General features: G+C 71.9%; 25 protein-coding genes. 18 read left to right on the forward strand and 7 right to left on the reverse strand.

Annotated elements, in window-relative coordinates; genetic code table 11:
- Window positions 1-32 precede the first annotated feature (32 nt).
- The 3 genes from AB0G50_RS29800 to AB0G50_RS29810 form a co-directional block, all read right to left on the reverse strand.
- Window positions 33-275: a hypothetical protein gene (locus AB0G50_RS29800; protein ID WP_360115038.1), complete on the reverse strand. Its 243-nt coding sequence runs from the start codon at window positions 273-275 to the stop codon at window positions 33-35.
- Window positions 276-302: 27 nt separating this feature from the next.
- Entirely contained in the window at window positions 303-938 is a 636-nt protein-coding gene (locus AB0G50_RS29805) for an HNH endonuclease family protein (RefSeq protein ID WP_360115041.1), read from the reverse strand.
- Between the two features lie 109 nt (window positions 939-1,047).
- Window positions 1,048-1,713, reverse strand: a complete 666-nt coding sequence (locus AB0G50_RS29810) for a hypothetical protein (protein WP_360115044.1) — start codon at window positions 1,711-1,713, stop codon at window positions 1,048-1,050.
- Window positions 1,714-1,781: 68 nt separating this feature from the next.
- Between AB0G50_RS29810 and AB0G50_RS29815 the strand changes: the two genes are divergently transcribed.
- Both AB0G50_RS29815 and AB0G50_RS29820 read left to right on the forward strand, forming a co-directional pair.
- Window positions 1,782-3,071: an adenylosuccinate synthase gene (locus AB0G50_RS29815; protein ID WP_360115047.1), complete on the forward strand. Its 1,290-nt coding sequence runs from the start codon at window positions 1,782-1,784 to the stop codon at window positions 3,069-3,071.
- Window positions 3,072-3,187: 116 nt separating this feature from the next.
- The gene (locus AB0G50_RS29820; protein ID WP_360115050.1) at window positions 3,188-4,282 is read left to right on the forward strand and encodes an LLM class flavin-dependent oxidoreductase; all 1,095 of its coding nucleotides are present in this window, start codon (window positions 3,188-3,190) and stop codon (window positions 4,280-4,282) included.
- 45 nt (window positions 4,283-4,327) lie between these two features.
- On the opposite strand, the gene AB0G50_RS29825 is transcribed toward AB0G50_RS29820, so the two are convergent.
- A complete protein-coding gene (locus AB0G50_RS29825; protein ID WP_360115053.1) occupies window positions 4,328-5,431 on the reverse strand; it encodes a glycerophosphodiester phosphodiesterase in 1,104 nt (367 codons plus the stop codon).
- Window positions 5,432-5,520: 89 nt separating this feature from the next.
- Window positions 5,521-7,074, reverse strand: a complete 1,554-nt coding sequence (locus AB0G50_RS29830; RefSeq protein ID WP_360115055.1) for a Na+/H+ antiporter — start codon at window positions 7,072-7,074, stop codon at window positions 5,521-5,523.
- A 28-nt stretch (window positions 7,075-7,102) separates the two neighbouring features.
- Here AB0G50_RS29830 and AB0G50_RS29835 point away from each other — a divergent pair, with 28 nt between their 5' ends.
- The 14 genes from AB0G50_RS29835 to AB0G50_RS29900 all read left to right on the forward strand — a co-directional run bounded on the left by AB0G50_RS29835 (window position 7,103) and on the right by AB0G50_RS29900 (window position 19,243).
- Window positions 7,103-7,363 carry a UBP-type zinc finger domain-containing protein gene (locus AB0G50_RS29835; RefSeq protein WP_360115058.1) on the forward strand — a complete coding sequence of 87 codons (261 nt, stop codon included), beginning with the start codon at window positions 7,103-7,105 and terminating at the stop codon, window positions 7,361-7,363.
- Between the two features lie 94 nt (window positions 7,364-7,457).
- The gene (locus AB0G50_RS29840) at window positions 7,458-9,401 is read left to right on the forward strand and encodes a TRAP transporter fused permease subunit (protein ID WP_360115061.1); all 1,944 of its coding nucleotides are present in this window, start codon (window positions 7,458-7,460) and stop codon (window positions 9,399-9,401) included.
- Window positions 9,394-10,365, forward strand: coding sequence for a TAXI family TRAP transporter solute-binding subunit (locus AB0G50_RS29845; protein ID WP_360115064.1), 972 nt, complete (start codon window positions 9,394-9,396; stop codon window positions 10,363-10,365). Before AB0G50_RS29840 ends, AB0G50_RS29845 begins: the two co-directional genes overlap by 8 nt.
- 28 nt (window positions 10,366-10,393) lie before the next feature.
- Window positions 10,394-11,650: a phosphoribosylamine--glycine ligase gene (gene purD / locus AB0G50_RS29850; RefSeq protein WP_360115067.1), complete on the forward strand. Its 1,257-nt coding sequence runs from the start codon at window positions 10,394-10,396 to the stop codon at window positions 11,648-11,650.
- Window positions 11,651-11,763: 113 nt separating this feature from the next.
- On the forward strand, window positions 11,764-12,213 hold the full coding sequence (locus tag AB0G50_RS29855) for a hypothetical protein (protein WP_360115070.1): 450 nt from the start codon (window positions 11,764-11,766) through the stop codon (window positions 12,211-12,213).
- Entirely contained in the window at window positions 12,206-12,823 is a 618-nt protein-coding gene (locus AB0G50_RS29860; protein ID WP_360115073.1) for a DUF3558 domain-containing protein, read from the forward strand. Before AB0G50_RS29855 ends, AB0G50_RS29860 begins: the two co-directional genes overlap by 8 nt.
- Before the next feature lie 9 nt (window positions 12,824-12,832).
- Window positions 12,833-14,140 carry a hypothetical protein gene (locus tag AB0G50_RS29865; RefSeq protein WP_360115076.1) on the forward strand — a complete coding sequence of 436 codons (1,308 nt, stop codon included), beginning with the start codon at window positions 12,833-12,835 and terminating at the stop codon, window positions 14,138-14,140.
- Entirely contained in the window at window positions 14,137-14,910 is a 774-nt protein-coding gene (locus AB0G50_RS29870) for an ESX secretion-associated protein EspG (protein WP_360115079.1), read from the forward strand. The genes AB0G50_RS29865 and AB0G50_RS29870 overlap by 4 nt, the downstream gene beginning before the upstream one ends.
- An 88-nt stretch (window positions 14,911-14,998) precedes the next feature.
- A complete protein-coding gene (locus tag AB0G50_RS29875) occupies window positions 14,999-15,553 on the forward strand; it encodes an ESX secretion-associated protein EspG (protein ID WP_360115082.1) in 555 nt (184 codons plus the stop codon).
- 13 nt (window positions 15,554-15,566) lie between these two features.
- A complete protein-coding gene (locus AB0G50_RS29880; protein WP_360115085.1) occupies window positions 15,567-15,872 on the forward strand; it encodes a hypothetical protein in 306 nt (101 codons plus the stop codon).
- A 1-nt stretch (window position 15,873) separates the two neighbouring features.
- Entirely contained in the window at window positions 15,874-17,049 is a 1,176-nt protein-coding gene (locus AB0G50_RS29885; protein ID WP_360115088.1) for a WXG100 family type VII secretion target, read from the forward strand.
- A 48-nt stretch (window positions 17,050-17,097) separates the two neighbouring features.
- A complete protein-coding gene (locus AB0G50_RS29890; RefSeq protein WP_360115091.1) occupies window positions 17,098-18,252 on the forward strand; it encodes a pyridoxal phosphate-dependent aminotransferase in 1,155 nt (384 codons plus the stop codon).
- Between the two features lie 22 nt (window positions 18,253-18,274).
- The gene (locus tag AB0G50_RS29895) at window positions 18,275-18,451 is read left to right on the forward strand and encodes a hypothetical protein (RefSeq protein ID WP_360115093.1); all 177 of its coding nucleotides are present in this window, start codon (window positions 18,275-18,277) and stop codon (window positions 18,449-18,451) included.
- Window positions 18,452-18,508: 57 nt separating this feature from the next.
- Window positions 18,509-19,243 (forward strand): ion channel, encoded by a 735-nt coding sequence (locus tag AB0G50_RS29900; protein WP_360115096.1) that lies wholly within the window; start codon window positions 18,509-18,511, stop codon window positions 19,241-19,243.
- On the opposite strand, the gene AB0G50_RS29905 is transcribed toward AB0G50_RS29900, so the two are convergent.
- Window positions 19,197-19,820 carry an HAD family phosphatase gene (locus AB0G50_RS29905; RefSeq protein ID WP_360115099.1) on the reverse strand — a complete coding sequence of 208 codons (624 nt, stop codon included), beginning with the start codon at window positions 19,818-19,820 and terminating at the stop codon, window positions 19,197-19,199. The two genes, AB0G50_RS29900 and AB0G50_RS29905, sit on opposite strands and share 47 nt — an antisense overlap.
- Window positions 19,820-20,842, reverse strand: coding sequence for a GntG family PLP-dependent aldolase (locus AB0G50_RS29910; RefSeq protein WP_360115102.1), 1,023 nt, complete (start codon window positions 20,840-20,842; stop codon window positions 19,820-19,822). Before AB0G50_RS29910 ends, AB0G50_RS29905 begins: the two co-directional genes overlap by 1 nt.
- 152 nt (window positions 20,843-20,994) lie before the next feature.
- Here AB0G50_RS29910 and AB0G50_RS29915 point away from each other — a divergent pair, with 152 nt between their 5' ends.
- Complete coding sequence (locus AB0G50_RS29915) at window positions 20,995-21,513, forward strand: SigE family RNA polymerase sigma factor (protein WP_360115105.1); 519 nt, start codon at window positions 20,995-20,997, stop codon at window positions 21,511-21,513.
- A 17-nt stretch (window positions 21,514-21,530) separates the two neighbouring features.
- Entirely contained in the window at window positions 21,531-22,262 is a 732-nt protein-coding gene (locus tag AB0G50_RS29920) for a hypothetical protein (protein ID WP_360115108.1), read from the forward strand.
- The last annotated feature ends 336 nt before the right edge of the window (window positions 22,263-22,598 follow it).

Genomic DNA, 22,598 nt, shown 5'->3' on the forward strand with positions numbered 1-22,598 from the left:
CGCGACCGGGACCTGGTGCGCGGGGCCGGCGGTCAGCCCAGCGGCCGGTGCAGCACGCCCAGCAGCACGGCGTGCACGGCCGGGTGGTCGCGGGCGTCCACGACGCGGCAGGCGCCGCCGGTGATCGCGTACCACTCGTCCGCGCCCTCGTAGCGCACCTGGGCGCGCACCACGCCGTCGGTGAGCGAGGTGCGCAACTCCAGGTCGCCGGTGACCACGCCGACCTCGTCGGTCATGACGCCGCCCGGCCCGGCCGTGAAGGGGGACGAGATCATGGCCCGACCCTACCCGGGACGTCCGGGTCAGCAGCGGTCGAGCATGTCGCCCAACGCGGTCTTCTCGGCCGTGTCGACGGTGAGGTTCCAGCGGTACTTGGAGTGCGTCCACATCCGCGCGTAGGTGCACCAGTACGCGGTCAGCGGCGGCTTCCAGGCCGCCGGGTCCTTGTCGCCCTTGGACTGGTTCACGTTGTCGGTCACCGCGATCAGCTGCGGGTTGCCCAGGTCGTTGGCGAAGGACTGGCGCTGCGCGGTGGTCCACGAGGCCGCGCCGGAGCGCCACGCCTCGGCCAGCGGCACGACGTGGTCGATGTCCACATCGGACGCCTGGGTCCAGGTCGCGCCGTCGTACGGGCTGTACCAGCTGCCGGAGGTCGCGGCGCAGCTCGAGTTGGTGACCACGTTCACCCCGTCCCGCTTGAGCACCGTCTCGCGGGTGTCGCAGCTGCCGGACACGGTGATCCAGTGCGGGAACTTGTCGCGGCTGTAGCCGGTGGTCGAACCCGGCGCGGCCACGGTCAGCGCGGAGAGCTCCGAGCGGGCGGTGGCCGCGGACGGGATGTTCGGCGGGGTCGCGGAGGCGGGTGCGACGAGTCCGAGGGTCAGCGCGCCGGCCAGGAGCAGGGAGGTGGTCCAGAACCTCTTGTGAGGGATTGACATGATTCTGACCTTCCTGGTTGGAAGCTGTCAGAACCCACCTTGGTCGAAATTCTCCTGCCTTCACAACGCCTTCGAGTGACACGCCAATGGCGGATCGATAAACGGTCAGTTACCCCAGCCCGCGCACCAACCGCAAATCCTCCGTGTGGCGGTACCACGTCCACTTGCCCATCGGACGCGGGTGCGCCACGCCGTCGGACCGCACCTCGACCGGCAGGCAGCCGAGCTGGAACGCCCGGCCCGCGGTCGTCTTCACCTTGCTGCCCAACAACCTCTTGTTCACCACCCGCACGACGAGGCCGAGCTCCCGGTCCGGCACGACCTCGATCCGGCTCGCCTGACCGCGCAGCACGACCGTGTCGTCCGCGTACCCGACGCCGCGCACCGGTCCGAGCCGGCCGAGCCCGACGAGCACGCCGCCCACGTCGTCCCGGACGAGTGGCACCCGATCGGGTTCGCCGGACAGCGCGAGGTCGAGCGCGCGACCGCGATCGGTCGGCAGCCCCCACAGGTCCGCCACCGCCGAGTCGGGCTCCACCGGCACGTAGCCCACGGCCACGTCGGCCAGCCGCTCGGTGCGCAGCAGCCGGAGCACCACGGCGTTCAGGTCCGCGTCCGTGCCCAGCACGACGAGACGTGCGTCACCCGATTCCGCCAACACCGGGTCCACGTGCGCTTTTCCGGGTCGCGAGGGCACTTCCCGCACCTCGAGGCGATCACCGTCCGTGATCAAAGGCGACTGCGTGTTTCCGCAGGCCAACACGATTCCGCGCACCGTCATCTCCTGGTCTACCCTCAACTACCGGCATTCGCTCTTGTCCGAACCGACCCTTGGAGTTTCACATGCCGGCCGTCGTGCTGATCGGTGCCCAGTGGGGCGATGAGGGCAAGGGCAAGGCCACCGACTTGCTCGGCGAGCGCGTCCAGTGGGTGGTGCGCTACCAGGGCGGCAACAACGCGGGCCACACGGTCGTGCTGCCCGACGGCCAGAAGTTCGCCCTGCACCTCATCCCGTCCGGCATCCTCACACCCGGTGTCACGAGCGTGATCGGCAACGGCGTCGTGGTCGACCCGGGCGTGCTGCTGGAGGAGCTGGCCGGGCTGGACGAGCAGGGCGTGGACACCAGCCGCCTGCTGATCTCGGCCGACGCGCACTTGATCATGCCTTACCACGTGGCCATCGACAAGGTCACCGAGCGGTACCTGGGCAAGGCCAAGATCGGCACCACGGGTCGCGGCATCGGGCCGTGCTACCAGGACAAGATCGCCCGCGTCGGCGTCCGCGCGCAGGACCTGCTGGACGAGAAGATCCTGCGGCAGAAGGTGGAAGCCGCGCTGGACTTCAAGAACCAGGTGCTGGTCAAGGTCTACAACCGCAAGGCGCTCGACCCCGACCAGGTCGTGGACAGCGTGTTGGAGCACGGCGTCAAGTTCTCCTCGCGGATCCGGGACACCCGGCTGCTGCTCAACCAGGCGCTGGAGCGCGGCGAGACGGTGCTGCTGGAGGGTTCCCAGGGCACGCTGCTCGACGTGGACCACGGCACCTACCCGTTCGTCACCTCCTCGAACCCGACGTCGGGCGGCGCGAGCGCGGGTTCGGGCATCGGGCCGACCCGGATCACCACGGTGATCGGCATCCTGAAGGCGTACACCACGCGTGTGGGCTCCGGTCCGTTCCCGACCGAGCTGAACGACGAGATGGGCGAGCACCTGCGCAAGACCGGCGGCGAGTTCGGCGTCACCACGGGTCGCTCGCGCCGCACCGGCTGGTTCGACGCGGTGATCGCGCGCTACGCGTCCCGGGTCAACGGCATCACCGACTACTTCCTCACCAAGCTGGACGTGCTGTCCGGCCTGGAGAAGGTGCCCGTCTGCGTCGGGTACACAGTGGACGGTGAGCGGGTGGACGAGATGCCGATGACGCAGACCGACGTGCACCACGCCGTCCCGGTGTACGAGGAGCTGCCCGGCTGGTTCGAGGACATCAGCCACTGCCGCGAGTTCGCCGAGCTGCCCGCGAACGCGCGCGCCTACGTGGAGCACCTGGAGTCCATCTCCGGTGCCCGCATCTCGGCGATCGGCGTCGGCCCGGGCCGCGACCAGACGATCGTGCGCCACGACATGCTGGCCTGACGGCTCCCACCGGTGCCTCCGTGGCCGACACCATCGGTCACGGAGGCACTTCCACGATCCGGGAGCACGTGTCCGCCCGTTGACGCGCACCGCGGGTCGGCCAAGACTCGGAACCCATGAGCGTGGTGCTGCACTGGTTCCTGCCGACCTCGGGCGACGGGCGGACGATCGTCGAGCGATTCCACGCCAGCAAGGAGCGGGGCGCGGACACCCCGCGCGAGCCCGACATCGACTACCTGGCGCAGGTCGCCCAGGCCGCCGAGCGCAACGGCTTCGCGGGCGTGCTGACGCCGACCGGCACGTGGTGCGAGGACGCCTGGCTGACCACCGCCGCGCTGATCGCCCGCACGTCGACGCTGAAGTTCCTGGTCGCGTTCCGGCCGGGCGTGCTGTCGCCGACGCTCGCCGCCCAGATGGCCGCGACCTACCAGCGGATCTCGCGCGGCCGGCTGCTGGTCAACGTGGTGACCGGCGGCGACGACGTCGAGATGAACCGCTACGGCGACTGGCTCGACCACGACCAGCGGTACGCGCGCACCGACGAGTTCCTCCAGGTCGTGCGCTCGGTCTGGGCGGGCGACCCGGTCGACTTCACCGGCGAGCACTACCGGGTGACCGGCGCGACCCTGCGGCGCGCGCCCTCGCCGACGCCGGAGATCTACTTCGGCGGCTCGTCCGACGCCGCCCTCCCCGTCGCGGCCCGGCACGCCGACGTGTACCTGACCTGGGGCGAGCCGCCCGCCGACGTGGCGGACAAGATCGCCAAGGTGCGCTCGCTCGCCGGTGGCAGGCCGATCCGGTTCGGCGTGCGGCTGCACACGATCAGCCGGGACACCTCCGCGGAGGCGTGGGCGGTGGCGGAGAAGCTGCTGTCCGCCGTCGACCCCGAGCAGGTCGCGAAGTCGCAGGAGCAGCTGCGGGCCAGCGGGTCGGTGGGGCAGCAGCGGATGGTCGCGCTGCACGGCGGCGACCTGTCCCGCGGCGTGCGCGGCCTGGAGATCCACCCCGGACTGTGGGCGGGCATCGGCCTGGTGCGCGGCGGTGCGGGCACCGCCCTGGTCGGCAGCCACGCCGAGGTCGCGGACCTGGTCGAGGAGTACCACTCGGCGGGCGTGGAGGAGTTCGTGCTCTCCGGCTACCCGCACCTCGAGGAGGCCTACTGGTTCGGCGAGGGCGTCCGGCCGATCCTGGCCTCCCGCGGCCTGCTCTGAACCCCGGTACGGCCCGCCACCGGGTGGGCGGCGGGCCGTCCGCGGTCAGCCCCTCGCGGCCTTGAGCGCCTCGATCGCGGTGTCCGGGTTGTCGGCGAACAGCCCGTCCAGCCCGGTGGCCAGGAACTTCGCGTACTCCTCGAACGCCCGGCCGTACGCCGCCGGGTCCGTCGACGAGCGGTAGTCGGCGGGCAGGAACGCGTTCTCGTTGCGGAACGTCCACGCGTGCACGACCAGACCCTTGGCGTGCGCGTCCTTCACCAGCGTGGTCGGCTGGAGCAGGAAGCCCTGCGCGTCGCGCGGGATGATCCGGTCCTTCGTCGGGCCGACGCCCTGGGCGTAGGTCGCGATCTCCTTGAGCCCGGCCGGGGTCAGCAGGTCGGTGTAGGTCCGCTTGTCGCCCGCCTTCACGAAGTCGTACGGCGCGCCGGAGCCGTTGATCAGCTGCATCACCGGCACCCGCAGCTTCCCCTTGAGGGACTTGAGGTTCGCGACCTCGAAGCTCTGCACGAACACCTTCGCGCCCGGCCGGTTGAGCCCGTTGCGGTTCAGTACGTCCAGCAGCTTCGGCTCCAGCGCGAGGCCGATGTCCTGGAAGTACGTGGGGTGCTTGGTCTCCGGGTACACCCCGATCGGCCGGCCGAGCTCGCGGCTCAGCGACCTGGTCAGGTCCACGACCTCCTGGAAGGTCGGGATCTCGAACCGGCCGTCGTAGAGCGTGTTGCGCGGCCGGATCTCCGGGATGCGCTCCTTGGCGCGCAACGTCTTCAGCTCGGCCAACGTGAAGTCCTCGGTGAACCAGCCGGTGATCGCGACGCCGTCCACGGTCTTGGTGGTCTTGCGCGCGGCGAACTCCTGGTGCGCCGCCACGTCCGTGGTGCCGCCGATCTCGTTCTCGTGCCGGGCGACCAACTTGCCGTCCTTCGTGGACACCAGGTCCGGCTCCACGTAGTCCGCGCCCAGCCGCGCCGCCAGCTCGTAGGACGCCAGCGTGTGCTCGGGCCGGTACGCCGACGCGCCCCGGTGGCCGATCACCAGCGGCCCGCGCGACTTCTCCGCGCCGCCGGTCGCCGACGCCGACGGCAGCACCGCAACCCCCGCCACGGCCAGCGCCGCCAGCGCCACCCCGACGATCCTCGTCCGCACCATCGCCGACCTCCTCCGCTCGTCAACCGGACGGAGCCTGGTGGCCCGGCGGTAAATCGGGGCCACCGGGGCCTGAAGTCGAGGTGAACACGTCACTCCCGGGATATGGCCGCCTCCTCCAGGTCGAGTTCCCGCAGCACCCGGAACAGCACCTCGTCGTCGATCTGCTTGTCGTCGCGGGCCTGGATGAACACCTGGCGCTCGGCGTCCAGCATCGTCCGGCGCAACCGCCGGTACGCCGCGGCCGGCGACTCGTCCTGCTGCCGGCCCAACCGCTCCCACGCCGCGTTGCCCCGGTGCTCGGCCATGATCCGCAACCGGTCCACCACGTGGCCGGGCGTCGCGTCGCCGTCCGACACCAGCTCGTCCAGCCGGTTCACCGCCGCCTGCGCGGCCGCGTGCTGCACCTGCGCCTCGGCCAGCGCGTCCTGCTGCTCCTCGGTGCCGAAGTGGCCGAGCCGGCGGATCACCCACGGCAGCGTCAGGCCCTGCACGAGCAGCGTGCCGACGGTGACCACGAAGGTGCAGAACAGGATCACGTCGCGACCGGGCATCTCCAGCGGCAGCGCCGAGGCCGCCGCCAGCGACACCACGCCGCGCATGCCCGCCCACGCGATCACGGTGACCGCGCGCCACCCCGGCGCCCGTTCCCGCTCCCGGATCCGCTTCGAGAGGAACCGGGGCAGGTAGGCGGCCGGGTACATCCACAGGAACCGCACCAGGATGGTCGCGGCCAGCACGGCCGCCGCGGCGCCGAGGAGCGCGGGCGTGATCGAGACCGCCTCCACGACGCTGCGGAACTGGAGGCCGATCAGCGCGAACACGAACGACTCCAGCAGCACGTCGACCGACCGCCACACCGCGGTGTCCTGCAAGCGGGTGTAGTACGAGCTGCGCGGCGCGTTGTGCCCGATCCACAGGCCCGCCACCACCACGGCCAGCACGCCGGACGCGCCGAACTCCTCGGCGAACAGGTACGCGCCGAACGGCACCAGCAGGCCGAGCGACGACTCGAGCACCCCGTCGCCCAGCCGCTGCCGGATCGCGCCGACGCCGACGCCCACCACGAGCCCGACCAGCACGCCGCCGCCCGCCGCCACCACGAACGTGCGGGTGCCGTCGATCCACGAGCCCGCCGCGCCGAGCGCCGCGACCACCGCGACCTTGTACGCGGTCAGCGCGGTCGCGTCGTTGATCAGGCTCTCGCCGGTCAGCAACGTCATGGTGCGGCGCGGCAGGTTGAGCCGGCGGCCGATCGCGACCGCGGCCACCGCGTCCGGCGGCGCCACGACCGCGCCCAGCACCAGCGCGGCGGGCAGCGACAGGCCCGGCAGCACCAGGTGCGCGACCACGCCCACACCCACCGTCGTGACCAGCACCAGCCCGACCGCGAGCAGGCCGATCGGCCGCAGGTTGGCCTTGAAGTTGAGGAACGAGCTGTCCAGCGCCGCCGAGTACAGCAGCGGTGGCAGCACCAGGACCAGCACCAGTTCGGGTTCGAGGGCGAACTCGGGCAGCCCGGGTACGAACGACACGGCGAGGCCGACGCCGACCAGGACGAGGGGCGCCGACCAGCCCAGCTTGCGCGCCACCGAGGTGACGAGCAGGGCGCCGACGAGCAGCAGGAGGAGCTCCGGTCCGTGCACGCGTCAATCTTGCGTCAGGATGTGTCGCATGACCTGTCCTCACACCGCCGAACTGCCCGCGTCGGTCACCCCGGACAACCCCGAGGGGTGCGCCGACTGCCTGGCCGCGGGCGAGCACAACTGGGCCCACCTGCGGATCTGCCTGACCTGCGGCCACGTGGCGTGCTGCGACTCGAGCCCGCGCCGGCACGCGACGGCGCACTTCCACGCGTCCCACCACGCGGTCATCCGGTCCTTCGAGCCGGGCGAGGACTGGCGCTGGTGCTACGAGGACAGCCGCATCGTCTGAGGCTTTACCGTCCCTTTGGACGGTGGGGCTGTGGTGTGACCGCCGGCACAAGTAGCTTCGGGTCGACTACTCAGCGCGACACGAAGGGTGCGCCGTGTCGACCACCGAAGCGCTTGCCGTCGAGTTCGACGAGGAGAAGCCGTCCCGCGCGCTGTCGCCGCGCTGGGAGCGGGTCGTGTGGGCGGCGGGCCTCGCCGTCGCGCTGCTCGTGCTCAAGCAGGTGTTCTGGCCGTTCGCCAAGGGCGGCCAGTACTACCTGGTCGTCTTCCTGGCGGTGACGCTGCCGCTGGTGTTCCTCTGCTACCGGTCGGGCCGCGGCGCGCCGGACGACCCGGGTCCGCTCGACTGGGCCTTGGCGCTCCTGGCCTTCGCGGCCGCGGCCTACCCCCTGTTCGGCGGGTTCGACGCGTTCCTGGACCGGCAGGGTCAGTTGACGCCGGCGGACGTGGTCGCGGGCACCGTGCTGCTGCTCCTGGTGCTGGAGGCGGCCCGCCGGACCACCGGGTGGGTGCTGCCCGCGGTGTGCGCCGTGTTCGTCGCGTTCGCCTACTACGGCGGGTACCTGCCGGCGTCGTGGTCGATCTCCCACGCGGGCGTGGACTTCGCGCAGATCGTCAACGGCTTCTTCAACGACGCCACGGGTTTCTACGGCACACCGCTGGACGTCGCGGCGACCTACATCGTGCTGTTCACCGTCTACGGCGCGGTGCTCAACGCGTCCGGCGCGGGCGCCTTCTTCGTGGACATCAGCTTCTCCGCGTTCCGCCGCTCGCGCACCGCGCCCGGTCGCACCGCCGCCGCGGCCGGTTTCCTGCTCGGCACCGTGTCCGGCTCCGGCACCGCGACGACCGTGTCGCTGGGCGCGGTCACCTGGCCGATGCTGCGCGAAGCCGGTTACCCCAGGGAGAACGCGGGCGGTCTGCTCGCCGCGTCCGGCATCGGCGCGATCCTGTCGCCGCCCACGCTGGGCGCGGCGGCGTTCATCATCGCCGAGTACCTGGAGACCTCGTACCTCCAGGTGCTGGTGTGGGCCGTGCTGCCGACGCTGCTGTACTACCTGGGCATCGCGCTGGCCGTGGAGAGCGACGCGCGGCGGTTCGGCGCGAAGCCGGTCGACGTCGACGTGCCGCGACCGTGGCCGCTGCTCAGGCGCGGCGGGTACCACTTCCTGTCGCTCGGCGTGATCGTCGTGTTCCTCGTGCTGGACATCCCGGTCTACTCGGCGGTGGTCTACGCGACCGGCGTCGCCGCGCTGTTCGCCCTTGCGGCGCAACGGGATCCGCGGGCGTGGGCGCGGTCGGTGCTCGACTCGCTGTCGCTGGGCGTGCGGGCGGCGCTGCCGGTTGTCGCGGTGTGCGCGGCGGCGGGCGTGATCACGTCCACCGTCACCAAGACCGGCCTGGGGCAGGAACTCGCGGCCGCGCTGGTCGACCTCGCCTCGGCGCTGTCCTCGCGACCGGCCGCGGTGCTGCTGGTCACGGCGGTGCTGGCGGCCGTCGCGGTGAGCGTGCTCGGGCTGGCCGTGCCGGTGACCGCGTCGTTCGTCATCTCCTGGGTGGTCGTCGGGCCCGCGCTGGTGGGCCTGGGCGTGGCGCGCGAGGAGACCGCGATGTTCGTCTTCTACTACGCGGTGCTGTCCGAGGTGACGCCGCCGACCGCATTGGCGGCCGTGGCGGCGGCCGCGATCACCGGCGGCGACGTGATGAAGACCATGTGGCGCACCTGGAAGTACACGCTGCCCGCGTTCCTCGTGCCGCTCGCGTTCGTGCTGACCGACCACGGCGCGGCCCTGTTGCTGCGCGCGTCCTTTGTGGACGTCCTCTGGGCGTTCGCGGCGTCCGCGCTGGGCGTCGCCGCGCTGGCCGTGGTGACCGGCGGGTGGCTGTTCGGGCCGGCGCGGTGGCCCGAACGCGCGCTGTGCGTGCCCGCCGCCGCGCTCCTGCTCTACCTGCAACCGGTCACCGTCGCCGTCGGGGTGGGATTCCTGCTCGTCGCGGTGGCCGTCCACCTGGTGCTCGGGAAGGGGAACCATGCGTAGCAGAGCGTTCGTCGCGGTGCTGCTGGCGGCCGGACTGGTCGCGGCGGGCTGCGGCGGCAAGCGGACCACGTCGTCGGCGGGCGGCGGCTCGTGCGAGGCGTCGGACCGGCGGATCACCATCGCGACCGGCAACTCCGGCGGCGTGTACTACGTCGTCGGCGGCGCGCTGGCGAAGCTGATCAGCGACCACACCGCGCTCAAGGCCACCGCCGCGGAGACCGGCGCGTCGGTGCAGAACGTCCAGCAGCTGACCGCCGGCACCTACGACGTGGCGTTCTCGCTCGCCGACACGGCGGCCGACGCCGTCGACGGCAAGGGCGCGTTCGAGGGCCAGAAGCAGCAGATCCGGGCGCTGACCCGGTTGTACCCGAACTACACGCAGGTGCTGGTGCGGGCGTCCAGCGGGATCTCGTCGCCGGCCGACTTCCGGGGCAGGCGGATCTCCACCGGGTCGCCGAAGTCCGGCACCGAGGTGATCGCGCAGCGGCTGGTCGAGGCGGCCGGGGTGCCGTTCGGCGAGGTCCGGGCGCAGCGGCTGGACCTGGCGAAGACGGCGGACGGGATGAAGGACGGGAGCCTCGACGGGCTGGTGTGGTCCGGCGGGCTCCCGACCGCGCAGATCACCGACATCACCACGGCGCTCAAGGGCGACGTGAAGTTCCTCGACGTGACACCGCAGCTGGAGGCGCTGCGGAAGGTGAACCCGGTGTACGACCGGGGCGTCATCCCGGCCTCCGCCTACGGTCAGCCGGCGGACGTGCCGACGGTCGTGGTGCCGAACCTGCTGCTGGTCCGCTCCGACTTCCCGGCGGGTGACGCGTGCGCCGTCACGAAGCTGCTGTTCGACCGGAAGGGCGACCTGGAGAAGGTGCACCCGGCCGCGCGGGACATCGTCCGGGAGCGCGCGGCGCAGACCGGTCCGGTGCCGCTCGCGGCCGGGTCGTCGGACGCACTCGGCGGATAGCGCGCTGCGTCATCTAGGCTCAACAGTCGTGCGCGTCCTGGTCATCGGGTCTGGAGCCCGTGAACATGCCCTCGTCCTCGCGTTGTCGAAGGACCCGTCCGTCGTGGCGCTCGCCTGCGCGCCCGGCAACGCCGGTATCGCGGGCGCGGCCGAGATCCGCGGTGTGGACGTGGCCGACGCCGCGGCCGTCGTCGCGCTGGCCGTGGACTGGGCCGCCGACCTGGTCGTGATCGGACCGGAGACACCGCTGGTCGCGGGCGCGGCCGACGCCGTCCGCGCGGCGGGCATCGCGTGCTTCGGCCCGTCCGCCGCCGCGGCCCGCATCGAGGGCTCCAAGGCGTTCGCGAAGGACGTGATGGCGGCCGCGGGCGTGCCGACGGCGTCGTCCGAGGTCGTGGACAACCCGGCCCGGCTGGACGCGGCGCTGAACCACTTCGGGCCCACCTGGGTGGTGAAGGACGACGGCTTGGCCGCGGGCAAGGGCGTGGTCGTGACGGCGGACCGCGCGGTGGCGCGGGCGCACGCGATGACGTTGCTGGACAACGGCCACCCGGTGCTGCTGGAGTCGTTCCTGGACGGGCCGGAGGTGTCGCTGTTCTGCCTGGTCGACGGCTCCTCGGTGGTGCCGCTGCTGCCGGCGCAGGACTTCAAGCGCGTCGGCGACGGCGACACCGGCCCGAACACCGGCGGCATGGGCGCCTACGCCCCGCTGCCCTGGGCGTCCCCCGATCTGGTGGACACGATCGTGACGACGTGCGTGCAGCCGGTGGTGGACGAACTGGCCCGCCGCGGCACCCCGTTCACCGGCCTGCTCTACGCGGGCCTGGCCCTGACCTCGTCGTCCGGCCCCCAGGTCATCGAGTTCAACTGCCGCTTCGGCGACCCGGAAACCCAGTCCGTCCTGTCCCTCCTGCGCACGCCGCTGTCGACCGTGCTGCTGGCGGCGTCCACCGGCACCCTGGCCGCCCTTCCGCCGCTGGACTGGTCCCCGGACTACGCGGTGACCGTCGTGGTGGCCGCCGAGGGCTACCCGAACCGCCCCCGAACGGGTGACGTGATCGGCGGCTCGGAAGCCGAGGGCGTCCTGCACGCCGGCACCCGCCGCCGCGAGGACGGCGCCATCGTCTCCACCGGCGGCCGCGTGCTGTCCGTGGTGGGCACCGGCGAATCCCTGGCACTGGCCCGCGACGACGCGTACCGGAAGATCGCGGCCATCCACCTGACGGGCTCCCACCACCGCACGGACATCGCCCTGAAAGCCGCGAACGGCGCCATCACCCCGTAACCGGGGAACCGGGGACCCCTTGTCTTCGTCCAACCACAAACGAGCCACACCCGCTCGTTGGTAGCCTGCGAACCGGGACCGATCCGTCACCGACCGTACGGGGGTAGGACGTCGTGGCAGAGGAAAACGCCCTACTAGGCGCCGTGGCCGCGGCAGGCGGAGCAGTGGGCAGAGCCGTAGGCACCGTCTTCGCCGCCGAAAAGGCCCTGGGCCAGACGATGGAAGGCCTGGGCTCGTCGTCCCAGAAGTTCAAGGTGACCAAGTCGACGGTCCTCCAGGCGGGGAAGATCATCCAGGACCAGGGGGCGGCGCTGTCCAAAAAGCTCCGCGCCTCGGGGCGTGCGCTGGTCGTCAATCTGCCTGCCGGCGCGGATGTCGTGAACCAGGAAGTCGCGGCGGCGTGGAACTCCCGTCTCGTCGGCGGTGACGACACGTACGCCGGTCGGGTCGAGCAGTACATCGCGAGCCTCCAGAACCTGGTGGACCAATTGCGCGAAGCGGCGGCGGGTTACGGATTCACCGAGGAAGAGGTCACGGCCGCGCTGGGAGCCAAGGGTGCGTAATGCCGGACGGCGCGGCCTGATCGCGCTCGTGGTGATCGGTTTCCTGACCACGGCCTGCACTGTAGGCGGATCAGGCAGCGGTCCCGCCACGCTCGGGCAGAGTGCGACTCCGACGACCGGGACGTCCGGGACGTCCCGGACCCCGCCCGTCGCCTCCTCGGTACCGCGCCCGAAGGAACTCAAACTCGACAACGTCGACCCCTGCAAGGTGTTGACGTCGGCCCAGATGGCGCAGTTGTCCGTCGTGACCGCGGAGCGCAACGACGGCACCGTCGTGGACACGGGAAAGACTCCGCTCTGCGACTACGCGTCGGCGGGTGCCCAAACCACCGCTTACGGCGTCGGGTTGATCACGAGTGTGGGTATCGACTACTGGACCGGAAACGGCAACTACACCGCCACCCCGACCCTGATCAACGGCTACAGCGCGCTCACCATCGCGCTGGCAGGTGTGCAGGACGCGTGCGCGGTCGCGATCGACGTGGCCGACGGCGAGCAGTTGTACGTGGATTTCCGCCCCATCGGGAAGAAGCCTTCGCAGGACCAGATGTGCCAGAACGCTAAGAAGGCGGCGGAGCTCGCGCTCGTCACCTTGCCGACTTTGGCGTGAGGGGAAGTCATGAGCGGGTACGAGCAGATCAGCGACCACCGCTTCGAGGGGTATGACAACCACTCGCTCGCCGGGTTGGTCGATCAGTTCAAGGCCGGTGACGCGGCACAGAAGTTCGCGGACGCGTCGCACGCGTTGCGGGAGTTGTCCGCGTCTCTCGCCGAGACCGACGACGTGTTGCGGACCGAGTTGGGGAAGCTCGGGATCGAGTGGCAGGGTGCCGCCGGGGAGAACGCCGGGAAGACGATCAACGCCCAGGCCGACTACGCCGGTGAGGCGGACGAGGCGGCCAAGCGGAATTCCCAGGCCACGGCGGTGCAGAGCGCCTCGTACTCCCAGTCGCGCAACGGGTTGCCCGAGCCCGCCGTGTTGCGGGGTGCTTCCGAGACCAACCTCGTCGACGACGTCGGCGGGTTCTTCGGGTACGAGACCGACCACGCCGCCGAGGTGAAGGCCACGCAGGCCGCGCGCGAGCAGGCGATCCGCGGGCTCGACCAGTACACCGAGGCCTCCCGGGACGCGCTCGGGCAGTACCAGGGCATTCCGCAGCCGCCGAACTTCGACGTCACCACGGTGTCCTCCGCCACCGCCACCGTCGGATCCGTGCAGAGCCCCACCGGCCACGTCGGCGGCGTGCCCGCCGGCACCTCCGGCGTCGGGTCAACGCCCGGCGGCACGGCCCAGCTGCCCGGCGGTGGCAGCGTGCAGTTGCCCGGCAAGCTCCCCGGCGGCGTGCCCGGCCCACTCCCGGGCCAGCTGCCCGGTCAGCTTCCCGGCACCGTCCCCAACATCCCCGGCGGCTCCACGGGCCAGCTCCCCGGCCTGCCCGGCACGGTCGGCGCGCTGCCCACCGGACCGGCCCTCGCCAAGGTGCCCGGCTCCAACCTGGGCCTGGGCATCGGGCTCGGCGTGGCGGCCGGCGTCGGACTGGGCGCGGCGGCGGCGACGGCACGCGGCGGACGGGTCGTGCGCGGTGGTCAAGCGCAGGGCCAGGGCCCGCACGGCGCACCCGGCAGCGGCACCCCGGAGGGCAAGGGCGCCAAGGCTTCCACGCCCGGCACCGCGCTCACCAAGGGCGGCGCGGTCGGCGCGCTGGAGGAGGAACGCCTCGCCGGACGCGGCGCGGCCGCCGCCGCGGGCACCCGGTCCGGCAAGGTCGGCACCGGCTCGATGCTCCAGCCGGCCGCGGTCGCCAAGGGCGAGGACGAGGAGGACGGCGAGCACATCCGCAAGTACGGCGTCGACTCCGACGACGTCTTCGGCGACGAGCGCATGGTCGTCCAGTCCGTCATCGGCGACGACCCAGACAAGCGGTGACCGCCCCCGGCACCGTCGTCCTCACCACGCTCGAGTTCGACGTCGCGTGGGAGGCTGAACGGCACCCGCGCCGCAACGTCGTGCTCGACGTGCCCAGCCCCGGTGTCACGCACACGGAGCGCGCCCGCTACGTCGAGCACGCCTGGGACACGCTCGGCCAACGCGGGTTGGCGCGCAACGGGCGGGTCGCCTCGGAGTTGGCCGACGCGTTCGCCCTGCTCGCCAACCCGCAGGTGTCGATCGACGTCTGGATCTGGTTCGACCGCCGCAAGATCCGCGGTCTCGCCGCGGCCGCCGCCGAGGACGCGGTGCTCGCGGTGGTCGACGGCGACGAGGTGTGGCTGATCGAGTCGCGGGCGAGCGCGCTGGCCGAGGCGGCGGTGTCGGTGACCGGCGAGATGCCCGCCGGGTACGGCCGGTCGATCAGCCTGCCCAACGACGTGCTGCGCGCCGCCGCCGACGACGCGGGTCGGGACGCGGAGAAGCTCGTGCTGGCCCTGGAACGCCGCGGCGTCCCGCTGCACGACGCCCAGGAACTCGCGGGCATGTGCGACGGCATGGGCACCCGCGGCCAGTTCGGGGCCGAACGTGCGCAGCAGGGTGGACCACCCAGTCGCGCGCCCCGCGTGGTCGCCTGGCACGACACCCCGTCCGGCCGCTACCTGCACCAGGTCCGCCCCAGCTCGGACGGCCGGGCCTGGAGCACCATCACCCCGATCGACAACGCGCGGCTCGCCGGCTTCGTCTGGGAACTGCTGCACGAAGCCTGACGGAACCCGCGACCCGGATCGAACGTCAGAACGCCTTGCGGGCCGGGGGGCCGGAGCAGCGCCCGCCGTCATCCGGGAGCGACGTCTGGTGACCAACGCGACCCTCAGCGCCGCCGCGTTCCGCGCGGCCTGGGACCACCTGGACCTCGGCGCGATGCCGATCGTGCTGCACGTGGACGACGACGCCGCGTGGGCCGACCTGACCGCGTGCGGCCTGGCGCGCGGCGACGAGGTGGACCCGTGGCTCGGTTCGGCGCTGAAGCTCATCGCCAACCCGCCGCGCTCGGGTGACCTGCGGCTGGGCATCGGCAGCGGAGCGGTTCGCGCGCTGGCCGCCTCCGCCGGGAACGGCGCGGTGCTGGCGGTCCTGGCGGGCGGCACGCTCGCGGTCACCGGGCTCGACCACGACGACCTCGCCTCGGCGCTGGTCGGCGTGCTCCCGGTCGCGGACGACGGCACGGTCGGCGCGCCCGATCTGCGCGGCCAGTTCGGCGCGGCGGTGGTCGACGCGTCGGGTCGACGGCGGCGCGCGCCGGACGTGGTCGATTTCCACGGTCCGGCCGAACCGGTGGAGTTGCGGGGAAGAGTTGCCGAACTGATCGATCAGGGCGGCGTCGGTCGCCTACAGTCTGATCGGACGTAAGGGGGAGAGGGAAATGCCGGTGGCGAAGTTCAACTCCGAGGCGTTGGAGCAATGTCGGAGCACGGCGAGTGCGCAAGCCGGACAATTCGGGTCGATTGGCGACGGCCTGTCCGACGCGCACGTGGACGCGAACGCGTTCGGCAAGCTCGCGTCGTCGGCCGGACTCGCGTCGGCGGTGTCGGCGCTGGACTCGACGGCGGGCGCGGAGTGCGCGGCCGCCGAGTCGCTGCTGGGCAAGGTCGACCGGGCGCTGGACAAGATCCAGGGCGCGGTCGTCGACACCGAGACGGCCGCGGCCGGCTCGTTCCGGGCGGTGTGAGATGAGCGCGAAGGACGAGGTCGCGGGCCTGCCGGGTGGTGCGGCGCTGGCCGCGCTGGCGGACAAGGTCGAGACCGCCCGGCCGCAGTCGGTGCGCGACGTGGCCACCCGCTGGCGCGAGGCGGCGGAGAAGGTCGCCGACTCCGGCAACCAGGTGAAGCAGACCGTGAACACGCTCGACGGCGCGTGGGAAGGCGACTCGTCCGACGGATTCGTCACCTACATGGCGCAATTCACCAAGGGCGGGACGTCACTCGCCGAGGTGTTGACCGGTGCGGCCGAGGACCTCGATTCCGCGGCCGCCGCGCTGGAGTCGGCGAAATCGTCGGTCGACCGGATCTGCGAGACGTTGTTGGGTCGCGTCCGGCAGTTGCGGCAGCAGAACCAGAACGTTCCTCAGGCCGATGTCGACAACGCGATCAGCGGCTTGTGCGCGGAGGCCGCCGGTGACGCGAAACCGGTCGTGGACGAGGCCGAGCAGGCCCTGAGCACGGCGCTGTCGGCGATCAAGGGCCGGCACCTGACGCCCGCGTTCAGCTCGCTGCCGGACCCGGGCGTGCAGGCGTTCGTGCCGCAGCCCGGCGACCCGATCGACTGGACGCCCACCCCCGAGGCCGACACCCGGACGTCGTCCGCCGACGCGCCCGCCCAGACCCCGGCCGCGGACACCCCGGCCGCCTCGGGTTCGGGCTCCACCGGCGGTGGCGGCTCGAGCGGCGGCGGTGGTGGTGGCGGTGGAGCCACCGGCGGCGGTGGCGGCGGTGGGGGCTTCGGCGGCTTCGGCTCGTCCGGTCCGCCGCCGAGCAGCGGCCCGCCTCCCGGCAACGTGCAGGAGTGGATCCGCGAGGCCATCAAGATCCTCCAGGCCAACGGCATCCCGGTCACCGAGGCCAACATCAACGAGATCTGGACGATCATCGAGAAGGAGTCGGGCGGCAACCCGCACGCCATCAACGACTGGGACTCGAACGCGGCGGCGGGCACCCCCTCCAAGGGCCTCATGCAGTGCATCGACCCCACGTTCAACTCCTACAAGCTGCCCGGCCACGACGACATCTGGAACCCGGTGGACAACATCATCGCCGGCGTCCGGTACACGTTCTCCCGCTACGGCGGCTTCGAGGGCCACCCGGGCCTCGCGTCGATGGCGTCCGGCGGCGGTTACCAGGGCTACTAGGCCGAAGGGGCCGGCCGCCGTCCACCGGGCGGCGGCTAGCCTGTCGGCATGTCCGGTGTCGCGGCACGTGCCGACGTGCCCCCTTTCCACGTCATGGAGGTGCTGTCCGCAGCCGCCCGGAGGCAGCGGACGCACGGCGAGGTCGTCTCGCTCGCGGCGGGCCAGCCGTCGAGCCCCGCGCCGGAGCCGGTGCTGCGGGCCGCCGAACGGGCGTTGCGCGAGCAGGCGCTGGGCTACACCGAGCAGTTGGGCGTCCTCCCGCTGCGCGAGGCGCTGGCCGGGCACTACGAGCGGCAGTACGGGCTGGCCGTCGACCCCGACGAGGTGGTCGTCACGACCGGCTCGTCCGGCGCGTTCCTGCTGACCTTCCTGGCCGCGTTCGACGCCGGCGACCGGGTCGCGCTGGCCAGGCCGGGCTACCCCGCGTACCGCAACATCCTGCGCGCGCTGGGGTGCGAGGTCGTGGAACTGCCGTGCGGACCGGACACCCGGTTCCAGCCGACGGTGGAGGTGCTCGCCGAGGCGGGTCCGCTGGACGGGCTGGTCGTGGCGAGCCCGGCCAACCCCACCGGGACGGTCCTCGACCCGGCCGAGCTGAAGGCGATCACCGAGTGGTGCTCGTCGACGGGCACCAGGCTGGTCAGCGACGAGATCTACCACGGCATCGGCTACGGCACGCCGCTCGCGAGCGCGTGGGAGACCTCGCGCGACGCCGTCGTGGTCAACTCCTTCTCCAAGGCGTTCGCGATGACCGGGTGGCGGCTCGGCTGGACGCTGCTGCCCCGCGACCTGGTGCGCGCGGTCGACCGGCTGACCGGCAACTTCACCCTGTGCCCGCCCGCGCTGGCCCAGTACGCCGCGGTGGCCGCGTTCGAGCCGGAGTCCTACGCCTACACCGACAGGCTGGTCGAGGGCTACCGGCGCAACCGGGACACGCTGCTCGCGGGCCTGGCCGACCTGGGCGTGGACCGGGTGGCGCCCGCCGACGGCGCGTTCTACGCCTACGCCGACGTCTCGCACCTGACCGACGACTCGGCCGCGTTCTGCCGGGGGCTCCTGGACGACACGGGCCTGGCGATCGTGCCCGGGATCGACTTCGACCCGGTCGACGGGCACCGGTTCGTCCGGCTGTCGTTCGCCGGCGCGCACGACGACATCGCGGAGGCGCTGGAAAGGTTGCGCGGCTGGTTGGGAACCCGCTGATCAGCGCGTGCGTTCAAGGGTCATGATGCGCATCATCCTGTGGTTGCTCGCGGCGTGGATCGTGATCACCGTCGCGGGCGCGCTGATCAAGGGTTTGTTCTGGCTGGCGGTGCTGGGCGGCGTGCTGTTCCTGGGCACGGTGGCCTACGGCGCGATCAAGGGCGGCAAGGGGCAGAAGGGCATCACCAAGGGCCGCTGACCGCGGCCGGGTCGATCGGCACTGGTCAACGCGGGTTGCGCCGGTCACCATGGTGCGGTGTTCCAGACCGATGAACGCCGGCTCGCCCGTTGGGAGCAACGCGTCGAGTGGCCGTTGACGGCGCTCGCCGTGGTCTTCCTCGTGTCCTACGCGTGGCAGGTGCTCGACGACCACCGCACCTCGGGCGTGGACACGGTGCTCGAGGTCGTGCTGTGGATCGTCTGGCTGGTGTTCGCGGCGGACTACGCGGTCCGCTTCACGTTGGCGCAGGACAAGTGGCGGTTCTTCGTCGGTCACCTGTTCGACCTGCTGGCCGTGCTGCTGCCGGTGGTGCGGCAGTTGCGCGTGCTGCGGCTCATCACCGTGCTCAAGGTGCTCAACCGGCGGTTCGCGGGCAAGGTCCGGCAGCGCGTCGGGGTGTACGTGGCGGGCGTGACGGCCCTGGTGGGGTTGTCCGCGTCGCTCGCCGTGCTGGACGCGGAGCGCCACCACCCGGGTGCCACGATCACCACTTTCGGTGACGCCGCGTGGTGGACGCTCACCACGATCTCCACTGTCGGTTACGGCGACCGGTACCCCGTGACGTGGGAGGGTCGGCTCGTCGCCGCGCTGCTGATGATCGGCGGCATCGCGCTGCTGGGTGTCATCACCGGCACGATCGCGTCCTGGCTGGTGGAGCGGCTCAGCGGGGTCGAGGGCTCGGTGGCCGAGGCCGAGCAGGCGACCCTCGCCGAGTTGCGCCTGGTCAGGGCCGAGCTGGCGGAACTGCGGGCGGAGTTGCGGAACCGCTGAGCACGGCCAGCCGCACGAGTTCCTCCCGCGCGTGCACCGAGCCGTCCCAGCGCACGCCGATCAGGCCCGCCCGCGTCGCACCCTCGACGTTCACCGGTCTGTCGTCCAGGAACACGCAGTCACCCGGTTGTGCGCCCAGTCGGGTGACGAGGGCGGTCCAGATCTCGGGGTCCGGTTTGGCCGTTTTGAGGTCGCCGGAGAACACCAGGTGCCGGAAGTGCCGGGCCCACGGCAGGCCCTCGACCCGCCTGCCGAACGAGGACGGCGCGTTCGACAGCAGCGCCAGCGGCACCCCGGCCGCGTCGAGCTCGGCGATCAGCTCCAGCGTCGCCGGGTCGAACGTCAGCCACCCGCCGATGTCCACCTCGGTCAGCTCGGCGGCCAGCTCCTCGGCCACGCCGGGCACGACGGCGCGCCAGAACTCCAGGTCCGAGCCACCGCGGTCGTAGGCGTCGCGCGCGGCCCAGTAGGCCGTCGCGAACTCCTCCGCCGGCACGCCCGCGAGGCCCGCCAGCTCGGGCAGCCGCCGCTGCGGACCGCTGATCACCTCGCCGTAGTCGAAGACGATCCAGCGCATCAGCTGCTCACCGACTCGATCCGGCGCAGCGCCTCACTAACGTCGTCGGCATCCACATCGCGGTGCGTCACGAACCTCACCTTGCCGGCCATCGGTCCGGTGAACACGCCCAGGTGACGCAATCCGTTGATCGTCACGTCCAGATCGGGCACGCCGGCCAGCACGATGTTGGTCTCCGGCTCGACCACCTGCCAGCCGAGGTCGATCAGGCCCTTGGCGAGCGTGCGGGCGTTGGCGTGGTCCTGCGCCAGGTCCTCGATCCGGTCGAGCCCGATCAGCCCGGCCGCCGCCAGCACACCGCCCTGCCGCACGCCGCCGCCCAGCATCTTGCGGATCCGTCGGGCCTCCTGCACGAAGTTCGCGGTGCCGGCCACGATCGACCCGACCGGCGCGCCGAGACCCTTGCTCAGGCACACCTGGACGGTGTCCACGCCGACCGTGAGCGCCGCGGGGGGCACGCCGAGGGCGACGGCCGCGTTCCACAGCCGCGCGCCGTCCAGGTGCACCCGCAGGCCCGTCTCGCGGGCGGCGGACACCAGCAGCGCGTGCTCGTCGGGCGGCGTGACCGTGCCGCCGGCGCCGTTGTGGGTGTTCTCCAGGCACAACAGCGTGGTGCGCAGCGCGTAGTAGGGACCCTGTGCGCCCGCCGCGGCCCGCACGTCCTGCGCGGACGGTCTCCCCGGCCCCTCCACCCACTCCAGCGCGTGCGGCATGCCGCCGGCGAGCCAGGCGGCGGTGCCGAGTTCGAAGTCCAGCACGTGGGCGTTGCGCGGCGCGAGGAAGCGGTCGCCGCGACCCAGGTGCGCGGTCAGCGCGATCAGGTTGCCCATCGAGCCGGACGGCACCCACAGCGCCGCGTCGACGCCCAGCAGTTCGGCGGCGCGTTCCTCGAGCCTGCGCATGGTGGGGTCGTGGTCGAGGACGTCGTCGGCGACCTCGGCCGCCGACATGGCGAGCCGCATCGCCTCGTCCGGTTGGGTGACGGTGTCCGAGCGGAAGTCGATCGGTGCGAGCAGGGTCACGAATGGATCACATCACATCCGACGGCCGCTGACCGAACAGGCTTCGCGGTACCACCATGTGGTGACCGAGGTCTCCCCCGACGCGCGTGCAACCGGAGTGCCCGTCGCGTCCGTCCCGTAGTCGACAGAACGAACGAGCGGAGAGAGTCCGCGTGGACCAGCACGACGAGCAGGAGTTCGCGGCGTACTTCGTGGCTCGACGCGAAGCCGTGCGCCGGACCGCGTACCTGCTGTGTGGTGACTGGCACCGGGCGGACGACCTCGCGCAGACCGCGTTCGTCGCGCTGCACCGCAGGTGGCGCAAGATCCGGGACAAAGGCGCCCTGGACGCGTACGTGCGCCGGTCGGTGGTGCGCGCGGTGATCGACGAGTCGCGACGGCCGTGGCGGAGGGAGCGTTTCGTGGACGAGGTCCCGGACACGCCTTCCGGCGACGGCGAGATCGCCGAGTCGGTCGCCACGCGCACGGCCCTGGTGGCCGGGTTGAAGCGGGTGCCGCCGCGGCAGCGGGCGGTCCTCGTGCTGAGGTTCCTGGAGGGCTTGGACGTCGCGGCCGCGGCCGAGGTGCTGGGCTGCTCGGAGGGGACCGTGAAGAGCCAGACGTCCCGCGGCCTGGAGGCGTTGCGCGAAGCCCTGGGTGACGCGATGGACGACCTGAGGCCGGCGTCGTGAAGGTGGGGTGGAGGTAGGTGGACGAGAAGGAGCTCGCGGAGCTGTTCCGCGACGCGGCGGGCGACGCCCCTCCGGCGTCCTTCGACGTGGGCGGAATCCGCACGGCGTCGGCCAGGGCGACCGCCCGCCGTCGTACCGCGTGGGTCTCGGGGGGTGCACTGGCGGTGGTCCTTCTGCTGGGAGGAACGGTCATCGTCAACACGACATCCCGCGAATCCGGCACAGCAGGTTCCGCGATGGAGGCTTCGTCCCCTAATCTCAGCCAGTCCGAGATGTCCCCGAAGATCGCACAGGAACCCCAATTCCCGGCGACTCCGGACAAAACGGGCGGCCAACCGCCCAACAGCATCCCCGAAGACCCGTCTACGCAGGGGGACGAGTCCACGGGGAGCGCCGACCCCAAGGTCGGCGGTGCCTCGCGCGCGTGCGCCGAGGTGGACCGGGAGCTCGCCGCCGCCCTCGCCGACGAGCTCCCGGTCGTCACCACCCTCCCCGGCCCGGCCGCGGCCGTCTGCCCACCGGGCGCCAGGGGCGCGTCGTACGCGGTGCACGACAACGGCACGTACGGAACGATCTCGGCGGTCCTGGTCCCACCGGGCCGACAGGTACTGGGCGGCCAGTCGGAATCAAGGCCGACGAAGGCAGGCTGGACCATCTACGTCCTCAGCGAACCAGCCGCAGGAGAATCGATCGCCCCAAGACTGACAAACCTGCCGGCAATAGCGGAGGCCCTGTCCCAGAAGTTCTAACCCGCTTTCCCCCCCCCGCACACCCGCCGCCACCCCACCGGCCAAGCCAGGCGCGCAGCGCAAACCCCTAGTGCTGTGTTTCCCTCCCGTATGGCCCGGGCGAAGCCCAACCGCATTTGGCACGGGGGCGCCGCACCTCTCAGGACGCGACATTAATTTCCCAAGCCGGCGCCCCCGTGCCAAATGTGGTTGCCTCTGGCGGGCCATACGGGAGGGAAACACAGCCACCCAACCCGACCAACTGCCCAACGCACGACGAAGACGTCAATCCGGCACCGCCCAAGTCCCCTCCCCGGAGGCTCCGCCCGTCCGGCGAGGACGCTTTTATGCTTTTAG

It is taken from the genome of Actinosynnema sp. NPDC020468 (genome assembly GCF_040642015.1).
Taxonomy (GTDB): domain Bacteria; phylum Actinomycetota; class Actinomycetes; order Mycobacteriales; family Pseudonocardiaceae; genus Actinosynnema.